The following is a 24,919-nucleotide window of genomic DNA, read 5'->3' on the forward strand; positions in this document are numbered from 1 at the left end:
ATTGCGAGTCTGCCGTCATGCGTAACTCAGAAAAACAAGACCAATTGGTTCGAGCGTTTAAAGCGATCCTCAAAGAAGAAAAGTTCAGTTCTCAGGGTGAGATTGTCGAAGCCCTACGTGCTCAAGGATTTGAGGGCATCAACCAGTCGAAAGTATCACGCATGTTGACCAAGTTCGGCGCTGTGCGTACCCGCAACGCCAAAATGGAAATGGTCTATTGCTTACCGATTGAACTCGGTGTCCCAACCACTGGCAGCGCCTTGCGCGAGCTGGTGATGGAAATTGACTATAATGAGGCTGTGGTGGTGATCCATACGGGGCCAGGGGCGGCGCAACTCATCGCTCGCCTACTTGACTCTCTGGGCAAGGCTGAAGGTATCCTAGGAGCAGTGGCTGGAGACGACACCATCTTTATCACACCCACCCGCGGTACCAGCACAGAAGCCTTATTTGAGGCCGTGTGTGATCTCTTTGAATATCATTATTGATTCCTTTATCAGGCAGCGTGAAGCCGCTGCCTACCTGCCCTGTCTTACTTTTGAGTCGCCACAACGAAAGCAAAAGCGATAACATCGTTTTAATTTTTTGATACCCCTCTGTTACTATCTGCTTTTAGCTGCCACACACTGTTCACGCTTTCGTTAAACGTCAATTATACTGCGAACGTAGCAGTGGGCTGCAGACAGGCGAGTCGCTCATGGAGAGTGACGCAGCCGGGTATGCATTTCTCGGGACACTGTAGCCGCATCAGCGGTGCATATGATAATAAGGACAAACTGCATGACGAAGACACATCAATCGTCTCCTGATGTGCAAGACATGGTGGCGCAAGCAGACACAGGCGCACGATCACCGCATGGACTATCAGGACGTATTCTTTGGCTGGTACCACTTTGCTGGTCCCTTTTTCAGCTTTGGTATGCGTCACCGCTACCTTTTGCGCTCGACTTTGGCGTACTCAATAATACCGAAGCACGTTCGCTCCATTTAGCGTTCGCAATGTTTTTGGCTTATACCGCTTATCCCGCGCGTAAAACCTCACCCCGTGATCGCGTTCCCTTGCTCGATTGGGTTTTTGCGCTCGTAGGCAGTTTAGCCGCAGGTTATCTCTTCCTTTTTTACAATCAGCTTGCTGATCGCGCTGGTGCTTACACCTCGTTTGATATCACGGTTGCCGCCATCGGCATGATTCTGATGTTGGAAGCAACACGCCGCGCCCTTGGCCCCCCATTGATGGTGGTGGCTGGTGTCTTCTTACTCTATACCTTTGCCGGCCCCTACATGCCGGATGTCATCGCTCACAAAGGGGCAAGCTTGAACAAAGCCATGTCACACTTGTGGCTGACGACTGAAGGCGTCTTTGGCGTAGCACTGGGGGTGTCCACCTCTTTCGTCTTTCTGTTTGTGCTCTTCGGCGCACTCCTCGACCGTGCCGGCGCCGGTGGCTATTTTATTAAAGTGGCCTTCTCACTATTAGGCCATATGCGCGGCGGTCCTGCGAAAGCCGCGGTCGTGGCCTCTGGCCTCTCAGGCTTGGTCTCGGGCTCATCGATTGCCAACGTCGTCACCACCGGGACTTTCACCATTCCACTGATGAAACGCGTGGGTTTCCCGAGCCATAAAGCCGGGGCGGTGGAGGTTGCCGCGTCGACCAATGGCCAGCTGACTCCGCCGATTATGGGCGCTGCCGCATTCTTGATGGTGGAATACGTGGGGATTTCCTACGTCGAGGTGATTAAAGCCGCGCTACTCCCTGCACTGATCTCTTATATTGCGCTAATTTACATCGTGCACCTAGAGGCTTGTAAAGCCGGTATGGAAGGCTTACCACGCCGCCATACCAGCACGGTATTACAAAAACTGTTCTCGTTCATGACGGTATTTGTCGGCTTGCTGGTGCTCAGTGCTGCGGTTTACTACGGCATTGGTTGGACCAAGGATGTGTTTGGCGCTATGGCAACCGTGGTCATCGGTATCCTCACCTTGGTGGCTTATGTACTTTTAGTACGCTACTCCGCCCAGTATAAATCGCAAGCAGCGGAAGACCCCGCGGCGGCCGATTTGTCCGAAGTGCCAGAGCCGGGCCCCACCGTGCGTTCAGGCTTGTACTACCTGCTGCCAATCGGCGTATTGGTATGGTGCTTGACCGTCGAGCGCTTCTCACCAGGCCTGTCTGCATTTTGGGCGACGGTGTTTATGATTTTTATCATTCTCACCCAGCGCCCGCTGATTGCCTACTTCAACCAGCGTACCAACTTTAAAGAAGAGATCCGCGACGGGGTGACAGACTTAGCTGAGGCCTTTGTTACTGGTGCGCGCAACATGATCGGTATCGGTGTCGCCACCGCAGCGGCCGGGATCGTGGTGGGTACGGTGACACTCACTGGTATCGGCTTGGTAATGACAGACTTCGTCGAGTTCATCTCCGGCGGTAACATCTTCCTGATGCTGCTGTTCACCGCGGTGATCAGCTTGCTATTAGGGATGGGACTGCCGACTACCGCCAACTATATCGTGGTCTCCACCCTGATGGCGCCGGTCATTGTTACCTTGGGCGCACAGCAGGGGCTAATTATTCCACTGATCGCGGTACACTTATTCGTGTTCTACTTTGGTATCCTTGCCGATGACACGCCCCCGGTGGGGCTGGCTGCCTTTGCGGCGGCAGCGATCGCTAAATCCGACCCCATCCGCACCGGTGTGCAAGGTTTCACCTACGATATTCGCACCGCCATCCTGCCATTTATGTTTATCTTCAACACTCAGTTGTTGTTGCTCGATCTCGATGGCCCCTTCCACCTGATTTTGACCATTGTGTCGGCGACAATAGCCATGCTGGCTTTTTCTGCCGCGACACAAGGTTGGTGGATGACCAAGAACAAATGGTGGGAAACCGCACTGCTGTTGTTAATCACCTTCTCCCTCTTCCGCCCAGGGTTTTGGTGGGACGAAGTGTATCCACCGACCACCAGCTTCCCAGGCACAGAGATCACCCGTGTAGCGGAGCAGCTACCAGAAGGAAAACCGCTGCAGCTTGAAGTGGAAGGGGAAAACTTCTTTGGTGAGCAAGTCTCCAAACACGTGGTTCTGCCCGTGGATCATAGCCTTGAAAGCGGTGAAGCCCGCATTAACGACACAGGCTTAATGCTTCGTGAGGAAGATGACAAGTTGTTGGTGGATATGATCCAGTTTGGCAGTGACGCTGACAAAGCGGGCATCGATTTTGACTGGCAAATCAAAACGGTGACGGTTGATAATGTCCGGCCATGGAAAGAGTGGGTGTTTGTCCCTACTCTCTTGCTCTTAGCATTGTTGGGGTGGAATCAACGCCGCCGTATTCGCCAAGCCTAATAACAGGGGGACGTGGGTAACACGTGCCCCTTTCTTTTATAAGCGCAAAGGATATCGCTATGTATAAACATATATTGGTTCCCGTTGATTTGAACGACGAAAGCTTTGCAGATACCGCCGTGGATCACGCCGTTTGGCTCGCCAGCCAGTCAGGGGCCAAAATACACCTGCTCACTGTGCTGCCCGGCATTCACAATTCGATGGTCGCCTCTTACTTCCCTGAAGAAGCCGCCAATAAAATGAAACGCGACATGAAGCGCAATTTACAAGGATTTGCGGATAAATATGTCCCCGAAAACGTGGCCTGTCAGGTGTCGGTTGAAGAAGGTAAGCCCTACAAGGGGATCATTAAAACGGCAGAGCGCATCGGCTGCGATCTGATTGTGATGCCAAGCCATAAGCGTTCACGCGTCAATAAAATGATGCTGGGCTCAGTTGCAGCCAAAGTGCTCGAAGGTGCCAGTGTCCATGTAATGGTGTTAAAACCTTAACCATAGGGTTCAGGCACGTCGATGCGTGCCTGAGCATTGTTCACCGCTGGCGTTGGTCATAGCCCCAGCGAGGCACCAAGGTTTGTTCGGCCCCCAAGTGATCTAAAATGCGCGCCACCATAAAGTCCACTAAATCATCGATCGACTGGGGCTGGTGATAAAAGCCTGGCGCGGCAGGCATAATCGTTACCCCCATCTGCGACAGCTTGTGCATGTTTTCTAAATGCAGTGTTGAAAACGGGGTCTCGCGCACCACCAAGAGCAACTGTCCGCGCTCTTTAAGTACCACATCCGCCGCGCGTTCGATAAGGTTATCAGACAAACCATGGGCAATGGACGATAACGAACCTGCCGAGCAGGGGCACACCACCATTTGCTTGGGCGCTGCCGATCCCGAGGCGACCGGCGAAAACCAATCCTCTTTGCCACACACCACCAGCTTATCGGTGTGACATTGTAAGTGTTCCACTAACACCTTTTTCGCCGCATCCGGCCCGGCGGGCAACTTCAGCCCATGCTCGGTCGCCAACACCACACGTGCGGCCGACGAGATCAATAAGAAAACCTGATAATCTTGTGCGAGTAAGCACTCGAGCAAACGTAGACCGTAGGGCGCACCGGATGCGCCTGTCCACGCCAAGGTTATTCGTTTATCCGCCATAAACCGCCTCCTTACTCGCCAGAGCTGTTAGCAGCTTGTCATGAATGCCACCAAAGCCGCCGTTGCTCATCACCAACACGGTATCGCCTGCTTGGGCGTGCTTAGTCAGGGCAGTTACCAGTGCATCAATATCGTCATGTATATGCGCCGGCTGCGTGCAGTTGTCCACCACCGCTTCAAGCGACCAATCTAGCCCTTGCGGTTGATATAAGAACACCGTGTCCGCACCGGCCAACGACGCCGCTAGTGTATCCTTGTGAACCCCTTGCTTCATGGTATTGGAACGTGGTTCTAACACCGCCAAAATACGGCCACTGCCTACTTTCGCGCGCACCCCCTCAAGGGTTAATCGAATCGCCGTTGGGTGATGGGCAAAATCGTCATACACAGTGACGCCGGCTTGCTCACCGCGCCACTCAAGCCGACGCTTGGTATTGATAAATCGTTCGAGCGATTGGCAGGCCAAATCAGGTGTCACCCCCACATGACGCGCTGCCGCGATGGCCATCAACGCATTACGCACATTGTGATCACCGACTAAATCCCAGCTCACCGTCCCCACGAGTTCACCGGCAAAGTACACGTCAAATTGACTGCCAGCCGGGTCTTTTTTCATGCTCTGCCACTGGCCCTCCGGCCCCGCATAAACACACTCGCTCCAGCATCCCATGGCGAGGGTATCCGTGACATTGGCATCGTCTAACGGGGCGATAATCTGCCCAATCCCTGGCACGGTGCGAATCACATGGTGGAATTGCTTCTGGATCGCCGCCAGATCATCAAAAATATCAGCATGATCGAACTCAAGATTGTTGATCACCAAAGTTTTCGGTTGGTAATGAATAAACTTAGAGCGCTTATCGAAAAACGCACTGTCATATTCATCGGCTTCCACCACGAAAAACGGGCTCTCTCCTAATCGCGCCGACGCGTTAAAGTTACTCGCCACCCCACCAATCAAAAAGCCAGGTTGATAACCACAGTCTTCTAAAATCCACGCCAGCATACTCGCGGTGGTGGTTTTTCCGTGAGTGCCAGATACCGCCAGCACCCAGCGGTCTTGCAGTAAAAAGTCGTGCAGCCATTGCGGGCCAGAGGTATAAGGCAACCCTTGATTGAGGACCGCCTCAACACAAGGGTTGCCTCGGCTCATGGCATTGCCAATCACCACTAAGTCAGGTGTAGGCGATAGTTGGGCAGGGTCATAGCCTTCGATAATATCGATTCCCTGAGACTCCAGTAGTGTGCTCATCGGTGGGTAAACATGGCTATCAGAGCCCGTCACCGTGTGCCCAAGTTGTTTTGCCAGCATGGCTGCGCCACCCATAAAAGTCCCGCAGATGCCTAAAATATGAATATGCATAACCTTCACTGTATTGTTGATTGCCCTGCCGTTTGGCGCAGGCGTTTATTATGCCTCGGATTAACGCTTGGGTCTTATCGCTTGCGCGCATCTGACATGGTTTTTATGTCGCGATCACACTTCCCTCGCCTGATTCATTTCTTCAGTACGATTAAAAAGTCACGAAAGCTAGAATAGCGGCGATTTCAAGAGGCAGCCCACTGCCCATGTATCCGATTGCACAAGAAAGACAGTTCATCATCATTAAGGATTGAGAATGCCCGACATTAAGACCCTCGGCGAGTACATTGTTGAGAAGCAACACGCGTTTCCGCATGCTAGCGGCGATTTATCTTCTCTTCTCGCCTCGATTCGTCTGGCCGCCAAAATTGTTAACCGTGAAATCAACAAAGCCGGCTTAGTCGACATTGCCGGCGCGATTGGGACGGAAAACGCACAAGGCGAAGAGCAGCAAAAACTCGACGTCTATGCCAACGAAAAATTTAAAGCCGCGATGGAAGCGCGCGACCAAGTGTGTGGCGTGGCCAGTGAAGAAGAAGATGACGCGGTTATTTTTAATAAACAGCTTAACCGTAATGCCAAATATGTGGTGTTGATTGACCCACTTGATGGCTCCTCTAACATTGATGTTAACGTCTCTGTTGGCACCATTTTCTCCATTTACCACCGCGTCTCGCCTGTGGGGACACCGCCCACCGAAGAAGATTTTCTCCAGCCCGGTCACCGCCAAGTCGCCGCCGGCTATATCATTTACGGCTCATCGACCATGTTGGTTTACACCACCGGTGATGGTGTGCATGGTTTCACTTATGACCCGTCCCTCGGCCTGTTTTGCCTGTCTCACGAAAACATGACCATTCCTAAAGACGGCAATATCTACTCGATTAACGAAGGGAACTACATCAAGTTCCCGCAAGGCGTCAAAAAATATATCAAATACTGTCAAGAAAACGTCCCACAAGAGAAACGTCCTTACACGTCGCGTTATATTGGCTCCTTGGTCGCTGACTTTCACCGTAACCTGCTAAAGGGCGGCATTTACCTCTACCCCAGCACACTCGCCTACCCCAATGGCAAACTGCGCTTGCTGTATGAGTGCAACCCGATGGCGTTTATTATCGAGCAAGCCGGCGGCAAAGCAACCGATGGCACCCAGCGAATCATGGACATCGCTCCGAATGAGCTCCATCAGCGCGTCCCATTCTTTGTTGGCTCGAGCAATATGGTCGATAAAGTCGAGGAGTATCTCGACGCTTATCCCGATCATGACGACGAATAAGCGCAAAATAGACGCCTAACGACAGTCTTCCATGATAAAGAGGCGGCCAACACGGTCGCCTCTGTTATTTTCACGCTTGGCGGTTATAATTGGCACACACTTTTTCATTAAACAAAAGGACATCCCATGAGCCTGAACCAGGTCCCTGCGGGCAAAGAGCTGCCTGAAGATATTTATGTGGTGATTGAGATCCCAGCTAACGCCGATCCTATCAAGTATGAAGTCGATAAAGACAGCGGCGCCGTTTTCGTTGACCGTTTCATGGCAACGCCTATGTTCTACCCATGTAACTATGGCTATGTGAACCACACCTTGTCGTTGGACGGTGACCCTGTCGACGTGCTGGTACCCACTCCCTTCCCATTGGTACCAGGCTCAGTGATCCGCTGCCGCCCTGTTGGCGTGCTGAAAATGACCGACGAGTCGGGTGAAGATGCGAAAGTGATCGCCGTACCGCACAGCAAGCTAACCAAAGAGTACGATCACGTGAAAGACGTGAACGATCTGCCTGAGCTGCTAAAAGCCCAAATCACGCACTTCTTCGAGCGCTATAAAGAGCTAGAAGCAGGCAAGTGGGTGAAAGTGGATGGCTGGGAAGATGCCCAGGCAGCAAAAGACGAAATCCTGTCATCATTTGAGCGCGCAAAGCAGTAATCCTCCGCGTCAATGGCACATAAGCCCGCGAGCCTTCGCGGGCTTTTTTCCTCTATTTGATCTCAAACTGATAGAGCAAATCCACCGCTTGATCCACCCCAGAGACTGCTTCGAGATAAAGGTCTTGCATCAATCGGTAGCGCACCGTAAACACCCCTATCGCATCGAAGATCCCCACACCGTATTTCACCTCTAGATCGGGCAGGATATAACCCGATACTTCTACTTTCTGCTCATCCCCAGCACCAGCGGTATCAAGAGTGAGATCTTCCACACCGAACGCTTGACCGATTTCGCCCACTAGCTTGCCACTTTGCGCTAAGCCTAAGCCAATCAGCATCGAGGTCATATTGGCATCACCGGCGCCGGCATCAAGCGCGCGGCCACGTAACAAATAAGACAGGGCGTTTGCCTGCGAGCCTGCCGGATCCATAAACACATCAGCAACCGGGTCATCGGTGGGCCCGGTTAAACGGATCCCCGCTGTGACATCCCCTTCGATGCGTTCAGGATTTCGAATCGCTTCCACCTGCAAATACGGCTGATCAGCGGGGCCATTGAATAAGATCTCGCCCTTTTTAATCAGCAAGTCTTGGCCAAACGAGCGGTAAGTACCGTCCAGCAGGCTCACATTCCCCACAATTAAGGCACCTTGCTGATTGTTTTTGATGTTAAGCGCTCCTGCCAAACGCGATTTCAGTCCGAACGCCGCTAATTGCACATCTTGCCCCAGCTCCAGTCGCACATCAGTCTGTAAATTAAAGGGCACAGATTCACTTTGCTCAATATCCTCTGGCACATAGTTCTCTTTCAGCAGTACCGTATCATCCGAGACCGTGATCGCAGACTCGGGCAGATTCTCGACTTCAATCCGCCCCCAAGGCACACGAATATCGCCCCGAATAGTCATATCATGCGGCGTTGCCGATACCGTGAGGTCAGGTGCCACATCCAGCCGCACCATGGGCGGCACGTTGACGCGTAAGGTATCCCCCGCCACGTTTAAGCCAAAGCGCCAGTCGTCCATGCTGGGCCATTGCCCATCGCCGTTAAGTGCCAGCACACCATCCGGTGTCAACAGCTCGCCTTCCACCTTGCCTTGTTTACCATCCACCGTGAGTGCTAACCGCCCATCGTTCACATCGACAGGTGAAGCCAAGCCTTTGACTCGCAACGCGTCAATCGTCAGCCCGCCATACACATTCGGCAAGGTCAGCGGCCCCTCCATCCGCAAGTTAGCGTTCACTTCACCATTAATATCTGCTTGCTGATCGCTACCCAGCAAAGGTTCGAGTGTCGCGAGTTGAACGTCATTGACCGTCACCTCCCCCAGTAAGGAGCGACTTGGCGCCAACAGATCGGTCAAGGTAAAGGCCGAGGCTAGGGTCCCTCCTTCGGACAATGTCAGCGCCATCGCGCCTTGCAATTTATCCTGATGCCAACGCGCATTGAGATTGGCATGCTGCCAGCCAATCACCAGTGGTGTGTCGGCCTGCTGGCGCACATCACCATCCGCGATATCAATCGAGGCTTGCACATCCGGCGAGGCGTCAGGCTGCCAGCGTGCATGAACCGCGGCATTGGCACGTGTATCAAGTTGCCATTCCGGCGGTAAGAAGGCAGCGATTTGCGCGGCTTCAAAGCCTTCAATCTTGGCAACCACCTCCCCTTGCGCACCGATTGTCGCCGGTTGCGATAAGCACAAAGACGTCGCTTGCCACTGCCAACAATGCTCGCCAACCTCAGTTTGCATATCGGCGAAACCGAGCGTAATCGGTGCTGCACTTTGCTGCACGATGTCGCCAAGATCTTCCACGCTCACCGATGTATCGAGTAATTTTCCTTGCCAACCTGTGTCTCGCGACAATGCACCTTCAATGCGCAGCGCGCCAGAAGCTGGAGCACCTTGCCAGCGCAAATCCAGCTGATGGGCGGCTTCATCACCGCGCACGGTTAAATCGAGGTTATCTAAACGCGCGGTTTGATAGCGCCCGCCCAATACCGATACCGTCAGATCACCGCCTAAGCGGTCTTTCACGGCAAGATTGCCGTCTACCGTCAGCTGATTGATGCGCACATCTTGCCAACGCAGCTGCTTAGCATGGAGTGCCAACTTTGCGGTTGGCTGCGCAAACGGCCCGCTCAGTCGTGCATCTCCGCGGATCACACCAGTGAGCATGGGCAAGGATTGCGACAAATCGGCAATATCGACCGAGAGCCCCATTTGCCACTCATCACGCACTTGCCCTTGCGCCGTTACTTGGTTGGGGCCGTGTGACAGGGTCAGTCCCGATGTCGACACGCTCGGCTGACCATCGCCATCACGATCATACGCATTGAGCGCGCCCGCGACCGCTAGCGGCAGTTTTTGCAACTCGCCATGCACCACCAACGTGGGCACCGACACATCCCAGCCGCCTTGGGCGGTTAAGCGGCCACGGTGGCTGATTGCACCGGTTAAATCTCCCGTCACCTCTGGCCATTGCTGCTGAGGTTGAATGTTGGCAAAGCCTAACTCAGCTTGCCAAAAAGGCACGCTGGACCAATCCACGCTAGCACGGCCAGCCACCTTGCCGCCGAGCGTGTTGGCCTCCAACTGCGAGAGGGTCAGCGCCGTCAGGCTGCCTTGGCCGGCAAGACTCAGCTGAGTGGTTGGCACGTCAGGGCCACCGACACCGGTTTGTAAGCCGAGCTGATAGTCAGACAAATCCCCATCGGCGTGAAATTGTAGCTCGCGTAATGCCGCGATCGCTTCCCCCGTCAGCGGCCACGTCAATGCCTCGCTATCCAATTGCACCGCAAAAGGTAAGTTCGCCGCCAGCAGGTTTACCTCTCCTTCCAGCGTCGCTGTCACCGGACCGCGCGCATTCGCGCCTAGCTCAAGCGCGGCCAGGCTTCCTGAAGCCGACAGTGATAAGGCTTGGCCTTGAAGGGGGGCGAGATGAGTGGTCAACTGGGTTTGCAAGGTCAGTGGGTACTCACCCTCGAGTGTAATATCACCTGCAAGGCTTGCCGTGCCTTGGGGGGCGGTCACCGAGAAGCTATCAATGGTTACCGCACTGCCTCGAACGCTGCCCGCCAAGGATAACGCTGAGAGGGTTTGTACTGTGCCCGCTTCAATCCGCGTATCTTGCAGACGAAGCTGCTCCACTTCGATAGCCAGCGGCAGCGCCACCGTGGGTAACTCCAAGCCCGGGTAATGCCATGGTGTGCTTGCCACCGCGCTATCCGGTTTGCCGACCGCTTGGTCGGTATTTTGTTGAGGCTCGGTGTTGCTCGGCAGACTCACCACCAACTGCTGCCAATCGGTCGGCGATACAGTTAACGTATCACCCACAAAATGCACGCCACCTTGCAGTTGGTGCCAACTCACCGACTGTCCAGCGACCTGAATCGCCACCTCGTTAAAGACAAAGGCATTAACATGAATAGGCAACGGCGCGTGGATAGCCGACGTGGATACGTCTTCCGACGATGTATCCTCCTTATTCGCGGGCAAATCAATATCGAGCGTGACCCCTTCGACGGCCAATTGGTCAATACAAAGCGCAGGCGTCAGTAAGCACTTACCCTCAATAACAAGATTCAGCTGTTTGGCGTTCAGTTGCAGCTGCGCATCCTTATAGCGCATCCCTTGCAGCATAAAGCCGGTCAGCAGGCTGCCTTCGGCCTCATCGACCGATAACGCTGGCAAGGCTTTTTGCGCGCCCCACAGGCCCACTTGCAGACCCACCGGAGTAAAAAGTGCGGCCGCCACCAGCCCCACCAATGAAAAAAGAGCAATTAACGCAATAAACGTTAGCCTGACGAACCAGCGACTCATAACTCAGGCCCCAAGGTAAGGTGTACACGAAAATCATCATCGTCATTATCAAAGCCATGTGCGACATCAAGACGAATCGGGCCGACCGGCGATGACCAGCGAATACCGGTACCGGCCGCACGCTTCCACGATAAATGACTGGTCCACGCATCACCGCCATCGGTAAATAACGCCCACCACCAGTTGCCGCCGAGGCGATATTGATACTCTAACGTACCGGTTAACATATAGCGCGCGCCACTGAGCTGACCGCTATCGTCACGCCGAGAAACAGTTTCGTAGGCATAGCCACGAATGCTGTTGTCGCCCCCGGCGAAAAAACGCAACGATGGTGGCGCTTCACTAAATTCTTCAGAAATCAAAGCGCCACCATCAACGCGTAATAAGCCGCGATGGTTTTTATTGAGACTACGAATCCACGCACTCCGCCCTTGTAAGCGCACCAAGCTGATGTCGGACAGCCAAACCAGATCAGCCGCTTCCAATGTAATAGATTGTTTGTCTCCCCAATGCGGCATTAACCCACCGCGAGCGCGGGTGCGAGTGAAATTGATCCCAGGCAGCACCACGCTAACGATGTCTTCATCTTGCCCTTGGGTGTAGTTTTCATATAGCCAGCGCAATGAGACACTGCGTTGCCAGCCGGTATCATACAGCCAATGGCGAGAGACAGAGGTGGACACTTCGAGGCTGGAGGTATCGCGTTGATCGGTATTTTGTAACCCTAACTGCACTTGATAATACTCGCGGGAAACATCCTCCAAGGGGACCTTGTAGGTCGAGGTTAGCGTCTGTTCGGGCTCAGAAATCGCCAGTGATGTGGTGATACTGTGGCCGCGTGAGTTATACCAGGGCTTTCGCCAGTTAAACTTGAACCGCGAACCAATGTCGGTGGAGTACCCAATCCCGGTTTCAAACTTGTTGCGTGCTTCAGGGGTGAGCGTTACCTTGATCGGCACTTCGTTGTCATCGGCTTCTTCCATGTCCGCTTGCACCAAGGCATTGGCGAACCAACCGGTATTCGCGAGAGCTTGGTTAAACTCGCCCAATACCGACACGCGATACGGCTCGCCCGGGGAAAAATCACGTAAAGTGTCGAGACGCTGCAACTGAATTTGCGCACCTTGGTAGCGAATCGCACCAAAGTGATAGCGCTTACCACTGGCAAAGTGAAGCCGAATAAAGGCCTGCTGACGATCAGGGGCAACCTCTAATCGCGTTTGCGTAAAGCGACCATCAAAATATCCCTTTTTCACTGCCAAACTTTGAATCTGGCTTTTTAGCGTCTCGTAATCACTGTGATTGAGCCTCGCGCCCGGCTGAGGCCCTTGGGCGATGAGAGCATGAAAGTCATCATCCATATTAGCTTCGCCATTGAACACCACATCCACTTGTGCCAAACGAACGGGTTTACCTGGGTCAACCTTGACCTCCAGCGTGGCGTCTTCATCCATTCGCGTGGTGATCTTAGGTTGATAAAAACCCACCGCTTGCAGCGCTTTGCGCACATCTTTTTCGACCCGGGCTATAAATCGGTAGGAGCCATCCCGTTCTTCTGGGGCAATCGCCGCGAGATAGGTCTCGACGTTGTCTTGTGCAATGCCGTCTAGCCCTTCAATATCAATGTCGACATCCGCACGAGCAACGCTAGCCATCAAGCTGATAGCGATCGCGAATAGCGGGAGTAGCCGTATATTCATACAGTGAGATCCATTACCCGGGTGTCGCCCGGCTAAATTGATGATATCTTGCCATATTACGTGTTGAGCGGGGATGGATGCCAGTACCATGTTGATCACAAGGTGCGGGAGCTATGCCTGAACGCCAACCATTAACGCGCAAAGCAGCACGCGTTGCGCTTTTCCATCACAGCAGTCAAAGGATGCCTATGTCGATGCAATCTTCCTTTACCCAACCTGACAATGCGATAGCCGATCGCACCGATCCTATTATTCCAACCGAACCGCACGCGGTATTTAATCAGCCTATCACGGCCACGCCAGCGGCCGGTCAAAAACAGGTTATTTTTGGTATGGGCTGTTTTTGGGGGGCCGAGCGAAAGTGGTGGCAACAGCCAGGGGTAGTCATGACATCAGTCGGATACAGTGGCGGTGTCACCCAGCATCCGCGTTATCAAGACGTGTGCACAGGGCAAACCGGCCATGCCGAAGTCGTTAACGTGATTTTTGACCCGTCAGTGGTGAGTTTAGACACCCTACTTGCAGTGTTCTGGGAAAACCACGATCCGACCCAAGGCATGCGTCAAGGCAATGACGTCGGCCCGCAATATCGTTCCGCAATTTACTATTGCGATCCAGCGGACCAAGCCAGCGTCGAGGCGAGTCTGGCGACCTATCAGGCGGCATTGAGAGAGGCGGGTAAGCCAGATGCGGTGACCACTGAGATAGCACCCGCTGGCGCGTACTATTTCGCGGAAACTGACCACCAGCAGTACTTGCACAAAAATCCGCAAGGCTACTGCGGCTTAGGTGGCACAGGTGTTTGTTTCCCCCCGCAGTAAACCATTGGTGCTCAGCCATTCATCATCAACCATGGCTGAAGGGTGAGGCATAAAAAAACACGTCCGGTTGGACGTGTTTTTTCAGTGTGGCGATGTTTATGCGGTAATGGCCATGGCTTTAATTTCTTTATTCACCTCGGTCATTACCGATAACGCTCGTTTGTCACTGTGTCCCGGCGGCAGCAAACGGCCACCATCAAACTCAAACGCGCCTACACCTTCGATATAGAGTCGGCCCTTAAAAAATCGTTTCACATACCGCGCAATCTGGGTTGGTCGATATTGACGAAAGATGCGAAGCATAAGGATCCCTTTCTTTTTTCTCAACAAAGTCTGATTAACAGACCGAAACGGTAACCCGATTCATTCACTGTTCACAGCAGATATGAGCTACCACCATGGAGAGCAGAAGATTATCTAACCATCTCCGCGTACAAAGCTAAGCAAGCAAAGTGCCACCTTGCCAAGGTGACCAACACAGTGTTAGAGGCAACACAACACCAAAAGTTCCCTCGTTTGATCGATGACGAGCCAAGGCTTTTTAAGATCACCGGATAAAATTCCGATCTTGCGCACGGATTCACCTTAGATACTTGGCACAAATCACCGTCTGGCGTAACCATAGATAACTTGGCACCTGATGCCAAATAGTGACCACAAACATGGATGATTAATAATGAAAAAAACCACCCTACTTGCTCTCGTCTTTGCGTTATTCTCTGGCACCAGTATGGCGCACACGATCCAAAATGGTGCACCTTTACCTTCAGCCAAGGTCGCCGAGCATGGCGAATTGACCCTCAATGGCGACGATATCGTCTATCAAGACTGGCAAACCGAGCAATTGCCAGGCAAGGTGCGCGTGATCCAAGCTATCGCCGGACGCAGCAGTGCCAAGGAAATGAACGCGCCGTTAATGGAAGCCATCACAGCCGCGGACTTTGATGACGCTCGCTACCAAACCACCACCATCATTAACCAAGATGATGCCATGTGGGGCACCGGTGGCTTTGTGAAATCATCAGCCGAAGACAGTAAACGCGAGTTTAGTTGGTCTTCTATCGTGCTCGACGAAAACGGCAGTGTTGCCGAAGCGTGGCGCCTAAAAGAAGAAAGCTCGTTAATTGCTGTATTGGATGACAAAGGCTCAGTACGTTTTGTCAAAGAAGGCAAATTAAGTGCCGATGAAGTGAATCAAGTCGTCAGCTTAGTCACCCAACTGGTCAACCAATAACAACCGCGCGCGGGGACAGCCCGCGCTGCCATTCAATACTTGGCGTTGATGATGATAATTGTTATGTTATCACATTACTTATATGGCGCGGAAGTTGGTATGTTTCGGCGATTGATCGTCCATCTGCTGTTTGTTTTGCTGCTCAGCCAAGCTGGGCTGTGGGGGTATCATCACCTCGATACTTTCACTCCAACGCATCACAGTGAGCACTGCAGCGCCTGCCACTTGGTGCCACCCGCCCTCTTAGCTTATGCTGTCACAGCACCTGCGCCCACCTATGTGGTCAACGCAATTATTACCCTTTCTAATCCACCACGTGCTTACCACATCGCCATCGCCTTTTCGGCGCGCGACCCACCTAGTCGAATAAATACCGCAATGATTTAACCCATTTATTCACTAGGAGAACCCAATGAAAACGCGTTTTTTACCCAATGTTATCGCCATGGCCATCGCAACCGCGTCCACAGCCACGCTCGCCGAAGAAGCCAACTATCAGTCGTTCGATGCCCATGTGCACGGTGAAGTCACGGCAAGCCTCGCCCAAGACGGTGAGCGTGTGCTGATTGAACTGACCGCACCCGGCCATGATGTGGTTGGGTTTGAGCACCACCCGAAAAATGCCGCCGACCAGCAAACACTCGAAGATGCTTATGCGCTGCTGCGTGATGGTGGGAAACGCTTCCAGCTAGCCAAAGAGGCAAATTGCCAGCTCGCCGAGGCCAAAGTCACCAGCAGTTTTAGCGACTACGATGAGCACCATGACCACGATGAGCACCACGGCCACGATGAGCACCACGGCCACGATGAGCACCATGACCACGACGAGCACCACGGCCACGATGAGCACCATGACCACGACGAGCACCACGGCCACGATGAGCACCATGACCACGATGAGCACCACGGCCACGATGAGCACCACGGCCACGACGAGCACCACGGCCACGATGAGCATCATGGGCATGATCACGGTAACCACAACACCTTATCAGCGAACTACCAATTCGTTTGCCAAAACCCGCCAGCCTTCACCGAATTGCAAACTGATTGGTTTAGCCTGTTCCCCAACACAGAAACCATCAAAATTCAGGCCTTTACTGATGATAAGGTCTGGGTAGACACCTTGAATCGTGCCAAGTCGCATATCCAGTGGTAGTGAACAAGGAGGCGGGGCGCGTTAAGCGCCCCTGTCAGGCATGATAACCATCGAACAACTGCGTTTTACGTGGCCAGATCAGTCGCAACCGATCTTAGATATCGACACCTTTGCGATCGATGATGGCGAGCATGTATTTTTAAAAGGCCCCAGTGGCAGCGGGAAATCCACCCTGCTGAGCCTGATTGCAGGCATTCATACCCCACAATCGGGAACACTGACGGTCAATCATCAAGCGCTAACCGCACTGAATGATCGCCAAAGGGATCAATTCCGTGCTAACCATATTGGTTATATTTTTCAGCAATTTAATCTGCTGCCCTATTTATCGGTGATTGACAATGTCACCGTCCCGCTGCGCTTTTCTCACACGCGGCGTCAGGCACTCAGCCAGCCTGCACACCAAGAGGCCGCCTATTTACTCGATAAACTTGGTCTTCCCGCGCACTGTTACCATCAGCCAGTCACTGCACTGAGTATCGGCCAGCAACAGCGGGTCGCAGCGGCTCGCGCATTAATTGGGGCACCAGCATTGATTATCGCTGACGAGCCCACCTCTGCGCTCGACGCAGACACCCGAAATACCTTTATTCAATTACTTCAAGACCGATGCCGTGAAGCTAATAGCAGCTTACTGTTTGTCAGCCATGACAGCCAATTGGCGCCCTTGTTTGACCGCGATGTCTCGCTTCCCGCGCTTAATCGCGCCATACACCGCGAGGAGGCCAACCAATGATTTCACTACTAGGATTGGCAGGGCAAAGCCTCAAGAATCGCCGCGCCACCGCCCTGCTCTCTTTGCTGACTGTCACCATCGCCGTGGTGCTCTTACTCGGGGTGGAGAAGGTGCGCACCCAAGCTAAGGCCAGCTTTGCCAACACCATCTCCAATACCGATTTAATTGTCGGTGCCCGCTCCGGTCCCATTAATTTACTGCTCTACTCAGTGTTTCGTATTGGTAACGCCACCAACAATATCGGCTGGGACAGTTACCAGCGCCTTCGTGAGCACTCGGATGTGAATTGGACCATTCCCATTTCACTGGGCGATTCTCATCGCGGCTTTCGCGTGGTCGGCACCACCAATGATTACTTTGCTCATTATCAATATGGTCAAAAACAACCACTCGCCTTTCGCCAAGGCGGCCCGTTTTCCGGCTTATTTGATACCGTGATTGGCGCCCAAGTGGCGAAAGAGCTGGGATACAAGATGGGCGATAGTCTGATCATTGCCCATGGACTGGCCGACAAAGGCTTTAATCAGCATGACAATTTACCCTTTACGGTCACCGGGATCTTAGCGCCCACTGGCACCCCCGTCGACCGCAGTGTGCATGTGTCGCTTGAAGCCATAGAAGCGATTCACGTCGGCTGGGAAAGTGGCGCGCGACTCGGCCAAGGTCTCACCCAAGCGCAAGCGCAGCAACGCGAGCTACAACCGGAGCAGCTGACCGCAGTGATGGTGGGACTAAACAGCAAAATCAAAACCTTTGCCGTCCAGCGCTGGGTTAATACCTATCCACGCGAGCCACTCACCGCGATCATGCCCGGTATTGCCTTGCATGAACTCTGGGGTATGATGCGGGTTGGCGAGCAAGCACTGCTGGTGATCTCCGGATTTGTCGCCGTCGCCGGGCTTTTGGGCATGCTTTCAAGCCTACTTACCAGCCTGAATGAACGTCGGCGAGAAATGGCAATCTTACGTGCGATGGGCGCGCGTCCTTTGCATATTATTTTGCTTCTGGTCAGTGAGGCGGTCGCGATCACCGTCGCAGGGATCGTCTTTGGTGTGCTCCTGCTTTATGGCGGGCTGGCGCTGGCGCAGCCTTATATCCTCAGTGAGTTTGGCTTGTTCTTGCCACTCGACTGGCCATCTTCTTATGAGCTATCACTGATGGCAGGTGTGTTAATCGCCGGTTTTATCGTGGGCTTGATCCCGGCCTGGCGGGCCTATCGACAGGCGCTCGCCGATGGCATGACAATTAAGGTGTAACAGATGAAAAAACGGATAACGCTCGGTCTTATCGCTTTACTCAGTGGCCTGTTAAGCTCACTGGCGTGGGCAAGCAGTGAGCCACTCACGCTAGATTGGATTGATTTGGTCCCCGAGCACGAACGCGCCCAATTTGATAGCCGCGGGATGCCGGAAATCAGCCACGACAGTGAGAATCCACAAAGTCTTGTCGGCTCAGTTCGCCCGGAGCTCAACAACAGCCAGGTCAAAATCCCTGGCTTTGTGATCCCTCTAGAAGGCGACGATAAAGTGGTGACGGAGTTCCTATTGGTGCCCTTTCTTGGCGCCTGTATCCATGTCCCACCGCCGCCACCTAATCAGATTGTTTATGTAAAGTTTGCCGGCGGCGCGCCGATTCAACAACTATGGGATGTGGTGTATGTCGAGGGCACACTGAAAACCGAGCATGTCAGTCATGACTTGGCAGAAGTGGGATATGTGCTACAAGGCACCGAATTAACTGACTACGACGACGGATAAGTCCCTATCAATCAGTGAGCCCGATCGGCGCACCCGATGTTGTCAGACAATATAATGAGACAAGATCGCCAGTGCGCCAATGTACACGGCAATCAACAGCAGATTGATGGGGTTGAGTTTTTGCTTGCGCACACGCATCCCTACACTTGATTGTTAACACTCATGATGTTAACAAATTTAATCTTTAATTAACATATTTGCCAGCATTAAATTTTGCTGACAATCAGTGTGAGACTCGCATGGCAGAGCAAGACAAACCCGTGGTCGTCGACGCCCATCCCGACAAACGGCAACATCAAGATCACAGTTACAAAGAAGACGCGGATCTGCGTGGCAGTAAAGGACGACTGAAAGCGATTGCCAGTGAGTACCACGTGGATGCGCGCCTGCAGGAGGTTGAGCAGGAAGATCTCGCTCACCGCAGTGCCAACCGCCAGCGTCATGTGATGCAAAAGCAGCAGGCCAATCTCGAAGCCATCATCGCTCTGACCTACGACCAGTGTCATAGCGAAACCGCTCAGACCCCAGATCCAGATTGGCTAGTGCGTTTTTTCGATTTAGCACGCAATATTCACGGCCATGCGATGCAGCAGTTGTGGGCGAAGATCCTCAAACAAGAAATGCTCCGCCCCGGCAGCACCTCAATTAAAGCACTGACCATTCTCGAGACCATGACCCAGCGCGAAGCGCAAGCACTGCAACGCGCCTGTGCATTATCCAGCACCTTTGGTCAAGACAGCACCAAAAAGCTAGTCACCGGTTTTCGCCGCCGCCAAGGCTTGGTGCAACTGCTGCGCCCAGAGCCGCCTCATAAACTCTCGCTGGGTCACTATCAATTGTCTTACACCGACTTAATGCTGTTGATGGACTTGGGGCTGATCCTGCGCACTGAGCTCGAATCCGGCGTGATTGAAATGCAGCCAGCGATGCCGTTTAAACTGCAAGACACCCAATACATGCTCACCCCATTACACAAAGGGATGCGTCTTTATTACTACCGCTTTAGTCCCACCGGCCATGAGCTCGCAAAACTGGTCGGTAAACGCGTGCATCCCGATTACCACCACGCCATTTGTGAGTTGCTCGCCGAAGGCTTTGAGATGCACAGCGATGTGGGTGATACGGTCAACACCCACGCTTAATCCGACGTGCGTAGCACCCCGCGCTCACGCAGTATGCGAAGGCAGGTCGCCACATGCTCAGCGACGCTGTGATCACCGGTCAAATGGACCGCCGGTGTTTGCGGTGGCTCATAGTCGGACGATATGCCAGTAAAGGCGGGGATCTCGCCGGCACGCGCTTTTTTGTACAGCCCTTTGGGGTCGCGCTGCTCACACACTGTCAGCGGCGTATCGACAAAGACTTCGATAAACTGCCCCTCTGGCAAACGCTCGCGCACCATCTCTCGCTCCGCACGAAACGGTGAGATAAAAGCACTCAAGACAATCAGGCCCGCATCGGTCATCAACTTGGCCACTTCACCAATCCGGCGAATATTCTCGCGCCTGTCTTGATCGGAAAAACCCAGATCGCGACATAAGCCATGACGAATATTATCACCATCCAGCAAATAGGTATGGTGCCCTTCGGCCACCAAGGCCGCCTCTAGCGCGCCCGCGATGGTCGATTTACCCGAGCCAGACAAGCCGGTAAACCAAAGCACTACAGGTTGCTGCTGTTTTTGTTCGCTGCGCTGGGCTTGATCAACATGATGCTGATGCCAAATCACGTTGGGATCGGTTGGCGCAGATACAGTGTCAGTCATGAAAGTCTCCGCAATTTCGTTGGCCACGCTATGATTAAGAGGCCACCGGCGTTAAAGGAAAAACAATCGGTAACAGGGTGAGCACCACCGCGGAATACACCACAGATAATGGCAGTCCCAGACGCAAATAATCACGTAGCTGGTAATTGCCCACGCTGTATACCAATAAATTGGTTTGATACCCGTAAGGGGAAATAAAACTGGCACTGGCGCCAAACAGCACCGCCATCACAAAGGGCATAGGATCCACTCCATACCCTAGCGCCAAGCTATAGCCTAGCGGGAAAGCTAGCGCCGCCGCGGCATTGTTAGTGATAAGCTCGGTTAGCAACAAAGTCAGCAAGTACACCGCCACCAGTGCCCCTATCGCGCCCCCTGCGCTAAAAGTCGCCATAAACCAATCACTAAAGCGTGCTGAAAGCCCTGACGCCAACATCAGTTGTGCCAACGTCAGCGCCGCGCCGACAATCACCACCACTTCAACCGGAAAGCGGCGTTGTAAATCGTGCAAGGAGATAATGCCGGTGACCAGCAACACCACCAAATAAGCGGCTAAGCCATTAAGCAGCGGAACCGGGGTCAGCAAGGCAGCGCCGATCACCGCCACAAACCCTGCCAGTACCGCAACACTTTTACGCTCGGAAATACGGGTACTGGCTTCCAAGCCATTAAAGAGCACGAATTCACGCCGCAACGCTTGGCTGTCTTGGCGAAAGGTTTTACCCGGCACCAACACCAGCGTATCGCCGGCATGCAAAGGAATATTGCCCAGTCCCCCGTCGAGTTTTTCATGGCCGCGGCGAATGGCGACCACCACCGCATCAAAGGTCTCGCGAAAACGGGCGGCTTTGAGGGTTTTGCCACAAATGCTGGCGCTGTGGCTCACCACCACCTCAATCAAATTTTGTCCATCAATGTGATGCTGACCGAACAAGGTCAAGCCTGGGATCTCTTGTAAGGTCGCAACACTTTCCACATCACCAGCAAACTGCAACTTGTCACCGGCCAATAACGGCGTATCCGGACACACAGGCGCAATCACCCCGTCTTGACGATGAATTTCGGCCAAGTACAAGCGGCGTAGTGCCCGCAAGCCATTGTCGGCCACACTGCGACCGCATAAGGGCGAGTCGGCGGCTAGTCGTGCTTCAAGTACATACGGCAAGCTTTCCTCTTGTTCACCATCCTGGCGTGGCAACCGATAGCTGAACGGAATTAACACCAACAGCCCCGCCACCAGTGCCGCGGCACCGATGAACGTTGGGGTGAAAAAGCCCAAACTGGGTAAACCCGCCCGCTCAACAAAGCTGTTCACAATGAGATTGGTGGACGTGCCAATCAGCGTTAGGGTGCCACCGAGAATGGCGCTATATGACAATGGGATCAAAAGCTGCGAAGGTGAGTGACGTCGGTTACGCTTGATCGCGCCAATCATCGACACCACCACCGCTGTGTTATTGACCAGCGCCGATAGCAGCGCGCTCGATATGCCTAATTTGGCAATCACGGTGGGTAGCGCGCCGTGCGACGCCTGTCGGGCGACCCAGCTGGTCAGATGGGTTTTCTCCAACGCACAAGAAACCAAAATCAGCAATACCAAGGTAAGCAGTGATGGCGCGGTAAAGTTCGCCGTCAGCGCTTCAACCGAGGTGAGCCCGGTTTGGAACGCCACAAACGCGGCCCCCGCAAACAAGAGTACAGGCTTTATGCGGGTGAGCACCAAGCCGGCGACAATCGCCACCAGCAAGGTGAGTACCGTGGTTTCTTGCCAACTCATCGTTTATCCCAGTTGACGCAGATCCCGCGCTTGCCAATGCGGAAAGTGCTTGCGGATCAGCTGGTTTAACTCAAGCTCAAACGCTGAGAACGACGAGGTGGTTTGCGGCTGCGTCTCCGCCACATGACGGATCATGCCCGCGCCGACCGTCACATTGGTGAGACGATCAATCAGGATAAAGCCACCGGTATTCGGGCTATCGTGATAGGTATCCAGCGGCACCGCTTCGCTCAGGGTCAGGGTGCAACGACCAATGCCATTGAGCGGCAAGGTGTCTGCGTCATGGGTGTTAAGCGTATTCACATCCACCCCATAGGACAGCGCCTCAACCTGTGCCGAGGTTTTCTTGCTGGCCAACTTAATCTCGTATTCGCGCCCCGGTGCCAGTGGGGTTTGCGTCATCCACACTACGTCGGCGTCAAATCGTTGCCCCACCGCCACGTCATCGTCCGCTCGCACCAAGAGATCGCCGCGCGAAATATCAATTTCTCTATCCAAAGTGAGGGTGACCGCTTGACCGCTAAAGGCAAATTCACGATCACCGTCAAAGGTGACGATGCGCGCGACCTTCGCGGTAAGCCCAGAAGGGAGTACCTTAACCTCATCGCCCACATGCACCTCGCCACTGGCAAGGGTGCCGGCGTAACCGCGAAAGTTCAGATCTGGTCGATTGACATACTGCACCGGAAAACGGAATGCGCCCGTCCCGCGCGATTTTTCAATGTCGATGGCTTCTAGTTGGCTGAGCAGCGGCTCGCCTTGATACCACGCCATCGCGTCACTGGCATTGACCACATTGTCGCCTTCCAGTGCCGACAAGGGCACCATAGACACCGACAAGCCGGGGTTGAGCTGATCGGCAAACGCCAAATATTGCTCTTGGATTTCATCAAACCGAGCTTGGCTATATTCCACCAAATCCATCTTGTTCACCGCTACCACAAAATGCTGAATACCCAGCAAGTTAGCGATGTATGAATGGCGGCGGGTCTGATCCAAGATGCCGTGACGCGCGTCGATTAAGATCACCGCCATATCACAGGTCGACGCGCCGGTAGCCATATTACGGGTGTACTGCTCATGGCCGGGGGTGTCAGCGATGATAAACTTGCGCTTGGAGGTGGAGAAATACCGGTACGCCACATCAATGGTGATCCCCTGCTCGCGCTCGGCTTGCAGGCCGTCTACCAGTAGCGCCAGATCGGGTTTCTCGCCCGTGGTGCCGACACGCTGGCTATCGGCATGGACCGCAGCCAGCTGATCTTCATAGATCTGCTGCGAGTCGTGCAGCAAGCGGCCAATCAAGGTCGATTTACCGTCATCGACCGAGCCACAGGTCAAAAAGCGCAATAAACTTTTGTGTTGGTGCTGTTGCAAGTAACCCTCAATACCCAGATCGGCCACCTGTTGTTGAATTGCTGGATTCATGACTGCTCCTTAGAAATAACCCTGACGCTTCTTGCGCTCCATGGACCCGGACTGATCGTGGTCGATCGCCCGCCCTTGACGCTCACTCGAGGTAGCGACCAACATCTCTTCGATGATCTCTGGCAAGGTATTGGCGTGTGACTCTACTGCCCCGGTCAATGGGTAGCAGCCCAGGGTGCGAAAACGCACCGATTTATGGGTCACGGTTTCGTCGGGCCCAATCGGCATCCGCGCATCATCCACCATGTACAAGGTGCCATCACGCTCTACCACTGGGCGCTCGGCTGCTAAATAAAGCGGAACAATGTCGATATTTTCCAGATAGATGTATTGCCAGATATCGAGCTCAGTCCAGTTAGAGAGCGGAAAAACACGAATGCTCTCGCCCGGGTTCACTTGACCGTTATAGTTGCGCCACAGCTCTGGCCGTTGGTTCTTCGGATCCCAGCGATGGTTCTTATCACGGAACGAATAGACACGCTCTTTGGCGCGGGATTTTTCTTCGTCCCGACGCGCGCCGCCAAATGCCGCATCAAATTTATGCTGATCCAGCGCCTGCTTCAGCGCTTGGGTTTTCATGATATCGGTGTGCTTGTCGGAGCCGTGATCAAAAGGATTGATCCCCTGAGCCATCCCTTCTGGGTTTTTGTGCACAATCAGATCCAGCCCGAGCTCCTTGGCAGTACGATCGCGAAAGGCAATCATGTCGCGAAACTTCCAGTCGGTATCGACATGCAGCAGCGGAAACGGGATCTTTCCGGGGTAAAAAGCTTTGCGCGCCAAATGCAGCATCACTGACGAGTCTTTGCCAATCGAATACAGCATCACGGGGTTATCAAACTCCGCCGCGACTTCCCGCAGTATATGAATGCTCTCGGCTTCTAACTGCTGGAGGTGAGTGAGTGTTTTTGCATCCATTC

Annotated in this window: 22 protein-coding genes; 13 read left to right on the plus strand and 9 right to left on the minus strand. The window is 53.6% G+C overall.

All coding sequences use genetic code 11. The features are described from left to right. Positions 1–17 precede the first annotated feature (17 nt). The 3 genes from argR to EHW58_RS09255 all read left to right on the plus strand — a co-directional run bounded on the left by argR (position 18) and on the right by EHW58_RS09255 (position 3,842). Positions 18–488: a transcriptional regulator ArgR gene (argR, locus tag EHW58_RS09245; RefSeq protein ID WP_046074289.1), complete on the plus strand. Its 471-nt coding sequence runs from the start codon at positions 18–20 to the stop codon at positions 486–488. A gap of 292 nt (positions 489–780) precedes the next feature. Next, positions 781–3,351 carry a TRAP transporter permease gene (locus EHW58_RS09250; protein ID WP_152796075.1) on the plus strand — a complete coding sequence of 857 codons (2,571 nt, stop codon included), beginning with the start codon at positions 781–783 and terminating at the stop codon, positions 3,349–3,351. Positions 3,352–3,410: 59 nt separating this feature from the next. Continuing rightward, positions 3,411–3,842 (plus strand): universal stress protein, encoded by a 432-nt coding sequence (locus EHW58_RS09255; protein ID WP_069361671.1) that lies wholly within the window; start codon positions 3,411–3,413, stop codon positions 3,840–3,842. 40 nt (positions 3,843–3,882) lie between these two features. Here EHW58_RS09255 and EHW58_RS09260 read toward each other — a convergent pair whose 3' ends face one another. Together EHW58_RS09260 and mpl are read right to left on the minus strand one after the other, a co-directional pair. Further along, positions 3,883–4,503 (minus strand): flavin prenyltransferase UbiX, encoded by a 621-nt coding sequence (locus EHW58_RS09260; RefSeq protein ID WP_046074292.1) that lies wholly within the window; start codon positions 4,501–4,503, stop codon positions 3,883–3,885. Further along, positions 4,493–5,866 carry a UDP-N-acetylmuramate:L-alanyl-gamma-D-glutamyl-meso-diaminopimelate ligase gene (mpl, locus tag EHW58_RS09265; RefSeq protein ID WP_152796077.1) on the minus strand — a complete coding sequence of 458 codons (1,374 nt, stop codon included), beginning with the start codon at positions 5,864–5,866 and terminating at the stop codon, positions 4,493–4,495. The genes EHW58_RS09260 and mpl overlap by 11 nt, the downstream gene beginning before the upstream one ends. 256 nt (positions 5,867–6,122) lie before the next feature. Here mpl and fbp point away from each other — a divergent pair, with 256 nt between their 5' ends. Beyond that, entirely contained in the window at positions 6,123–7,145 is a 1,023-nt protein-coding gene (fbp, locus tag EHW58_RS09270; protein WP_077638668.1) for a class 1 fructose-bisphosphatase, read from the plus strand. A 126-nt stretch (positions 7,146–7,271) separates the two neighbouring features. Beyond that, on the plus strand, positions 7,272–7,799 hold the full coding sequence (gene ppa, locus EHW58_RS09275; protein ID WP_046074295.1) for an inorganic diphosphatase: 528 nt from the start codon (positions 7,272–7,274) through the stop codon (positions 7,797–7,799). A gap of 52 nt (positions 7,800–7,851) precedes the next feature. Here ppa and EHW58_RS09280 read toward each other — a convergent pair whose 3' ends face one another. Together EHW58_RS09280 and EHW58_RS09285 are read right to left on the minus strand one after the other, a co-directional pair. Next, positions 7,852–11,622, minus strand: a complete 3,771-nt coding sequence (locus EHW58_RS09280) for a translocation/assembly module TamB domain-containing protein (protein WP_152796079.1) — start codon at positions 11,620–11,622, stop codon at positions 7,852–7,854. Then, positions 11,619–13,322 carry an autotransporter assembly complex family protein gene (locus EHW58_RS09285; RefSeq protein WP_227986297.1) on the minus strand — a complete coding sequence of 568 codons (1,704 nt, stop codon included), beginning with the start codon at positions 13,320–13,322 and terminating at the stop codon, positions 11,619–11,621. The genes EHW58_RS09280 and EHW58_RS09285 overlap by 4 nt, the downstream gene beginning before the upstream one ends. Before the next feature lie 188 nt (positions 13,323–13,510). Here EHW58_RS09285 and msrA point away from each other — a divergent pair, with 188 nt between their 5' ends. After that, positions 13,511–14,143, plus strand: a complete 633-nt coding sequence (gene msrA / locus EHW58_RS09290) for a peptide-methionine (S)-S-oxide reductase MsrA (RefSeq protein WP_369795695.1) — start codon at positions 13,511–13,513, stop codon at positions 14,141–14,143. 96 nt (positions 14,144–14,239) lie between these two features. Here the strand turns inward: msrA and EHW58_RS09295 are convergent, their stop codons facing one another. Next, positions 14,240–14,446 (minus strand): DUF1107 domain-containing protein, encoded by a 207-nt coding sequence (locus tag EHW58_RS09295; protein WP_025673598.1) that lies wholly within the window; start codon positions 14,444–14,446, stop codon positions 14,240–14,242. Between the two features lie 373 nt (positions 14,447–14,819). Here EHW58_RS09295 and EHW58_RS09300 point away from each other — a divergent pair, with 373 nt between their 5' ends. The 7 genes from EHW58_RS09300 (at position 14,820) to EHW58_RS09330 (ending at position 20,171) form a co-directional block, all read left to right on the plus strand. Then, complete coding sequence (locus tag EHW58_RS09300) at positions 14,820–15,377, plus strand: YtfJ family protein (RefSeq protein WP_046074298.1); 558 nt, start codon at positions 14,820–14,822, stop codon at positions 15,375–15,377. A gap of 63 nt (positions 15,378–15,440) precedes the next feature. Then, complete coding sequence (locus EHW58_RS09305; RefSeq protein ID WP_152796081.1) at positions 15,441–15,764, plus strand: hypothetical protein; 324 nt, start codon at positions 15,441–15,443, stop codon at positions 15,762–15,764. Between the two features lie 25 nt (positions 15,765–15,789). Then, positions 15,790–16,536 carry a DUF2796 domain-containing protein gene (locus EHW58_RS09310; protein WP_152796083.1) on the plus strand — a complete coding sequence of 249 codons (747 nt, stop codon included), beginning with the start codon at positions 15,790–15,792 and terminating at the stop codon, positions 16,534–16,536. 40 nt (positions 16,537–16,576) lie between these two features. Further along, positions 16,577–17,272, plus strand: coding sequence for an ABC transporter ATP-binding protein (locus tag EHW58_RS09315; RefSeq protein WP_152796084.1), 696 nt, complete (start codon positions 16,577–16,579; stop codon positions 17,270–17,272). Then, positions 17,269–18,528: an ABC transporter permease gene (locus EHW58_RS09320; RefSeq protein WP_077606395.1), complete on the plus strand. Its 1,260-nt coding sequence runs from the start codon at positions 17,269–17,271 to the stop codon at positions 18,526–18,528. The genes EHW58_RS09315 and EHW58_RS09320 overlap by 4 nt, the downstream gene beginning before the upstream one ends. A 3-nt stretch (positions 18,529–18,531) precedes the next feature. Beyond that, a complete protein-coding gene (locus EHW58_RS09325; RefSeq protein WP_077606396.1) occupies positions 18,532–19,029 on the plus strand; it encodes a DUF3299 domain-containing protein in 498 nt (165 codons plus the stop codon). Between the two features lie 239 nt (positions 19,030–19,268). Beyond that, positions 19,269–20,171 carry a TIGR03899 family protein gene (locus EHW58_RS09330; RefSeq protein ID WP_046074304.1) on the plus strand — a complete coding sequence of 301 codons (903 nt, stop codon included), beginning with the start codon at positions 19,269–19,271 and terminating at the stop codon, positions 20,169–20,171. Here EHW58_RS09330 and cysC read toward each other — a convergent pair. Genes cysC through cysD form a run of 4 tightly spaced genes read right to left on the minus strand, consistent with a single transcriptional unit; the run spans position 20,168 to position 24,917 of the window. Continuing rightward, a complete protein-coding gene (cysC, locus tag EHW58_RS09335) occupies positions 20,168–20,794 on the minus strand; it encodes an adenylyl-sulfate kinase (RefSeq protein WP_152796087.1) in 627 nt (208 codons plus the stop codon). The two genes, EHW58_RS09330 and cysC, sit on opposite strands and share 4 nt — an antisense overlap. A gap of 34 nt (positions 20,795–20,828) precedes the next feature. Beyond that, positions 20,829–22,571, minus strand: coding sequence for an SLC13 family permease (locus EHW58_RS09340; RefSeq protein WP_152796089.1), 1,743 nt, complete (start codon positions 22,569–22,571; stop codon positions 20,829–20,831). A gap of 3 nt (positions 22,572–22,574) precedes the next feature. Further along, positions 22,575–23,999, minus strand: coding sequence for a sulfate adenylyltransferase subunit CysN (gene cysN / locus EHW58_RS09345; protein WP_152796091.1), 1,425 nt, complete (start codon positions 23,997–23,999; stop codon positions 22,575–22,577). A 9-nt stretch (positions 24,000–24,008) separates the two neighbouring features. After that, positions 24,009–24,917, minus strand: a complete 909-nt coding sequence (cysD, locus tag EHW58_RS09350) for a sulfate adenylyltransferase subunit CysD (protein ID WP_046074308.1) — start codon at positions 24,915–24,917, stop codon at positions 24,009–24,011. Positions 24,918–24,919 lie beyond the last annotated feature (2 nt).

Origin of the sequence: Salinivibrio sp. VYel1 (assembly GCF_009377945.1) — a bacterium.
GTDB lineage: Bacteria > Pseudomonadota > Gammaproteobacteria > Enterobacterales > Vibrionaceae > Salinivibrio > Salinivibrio siamensis.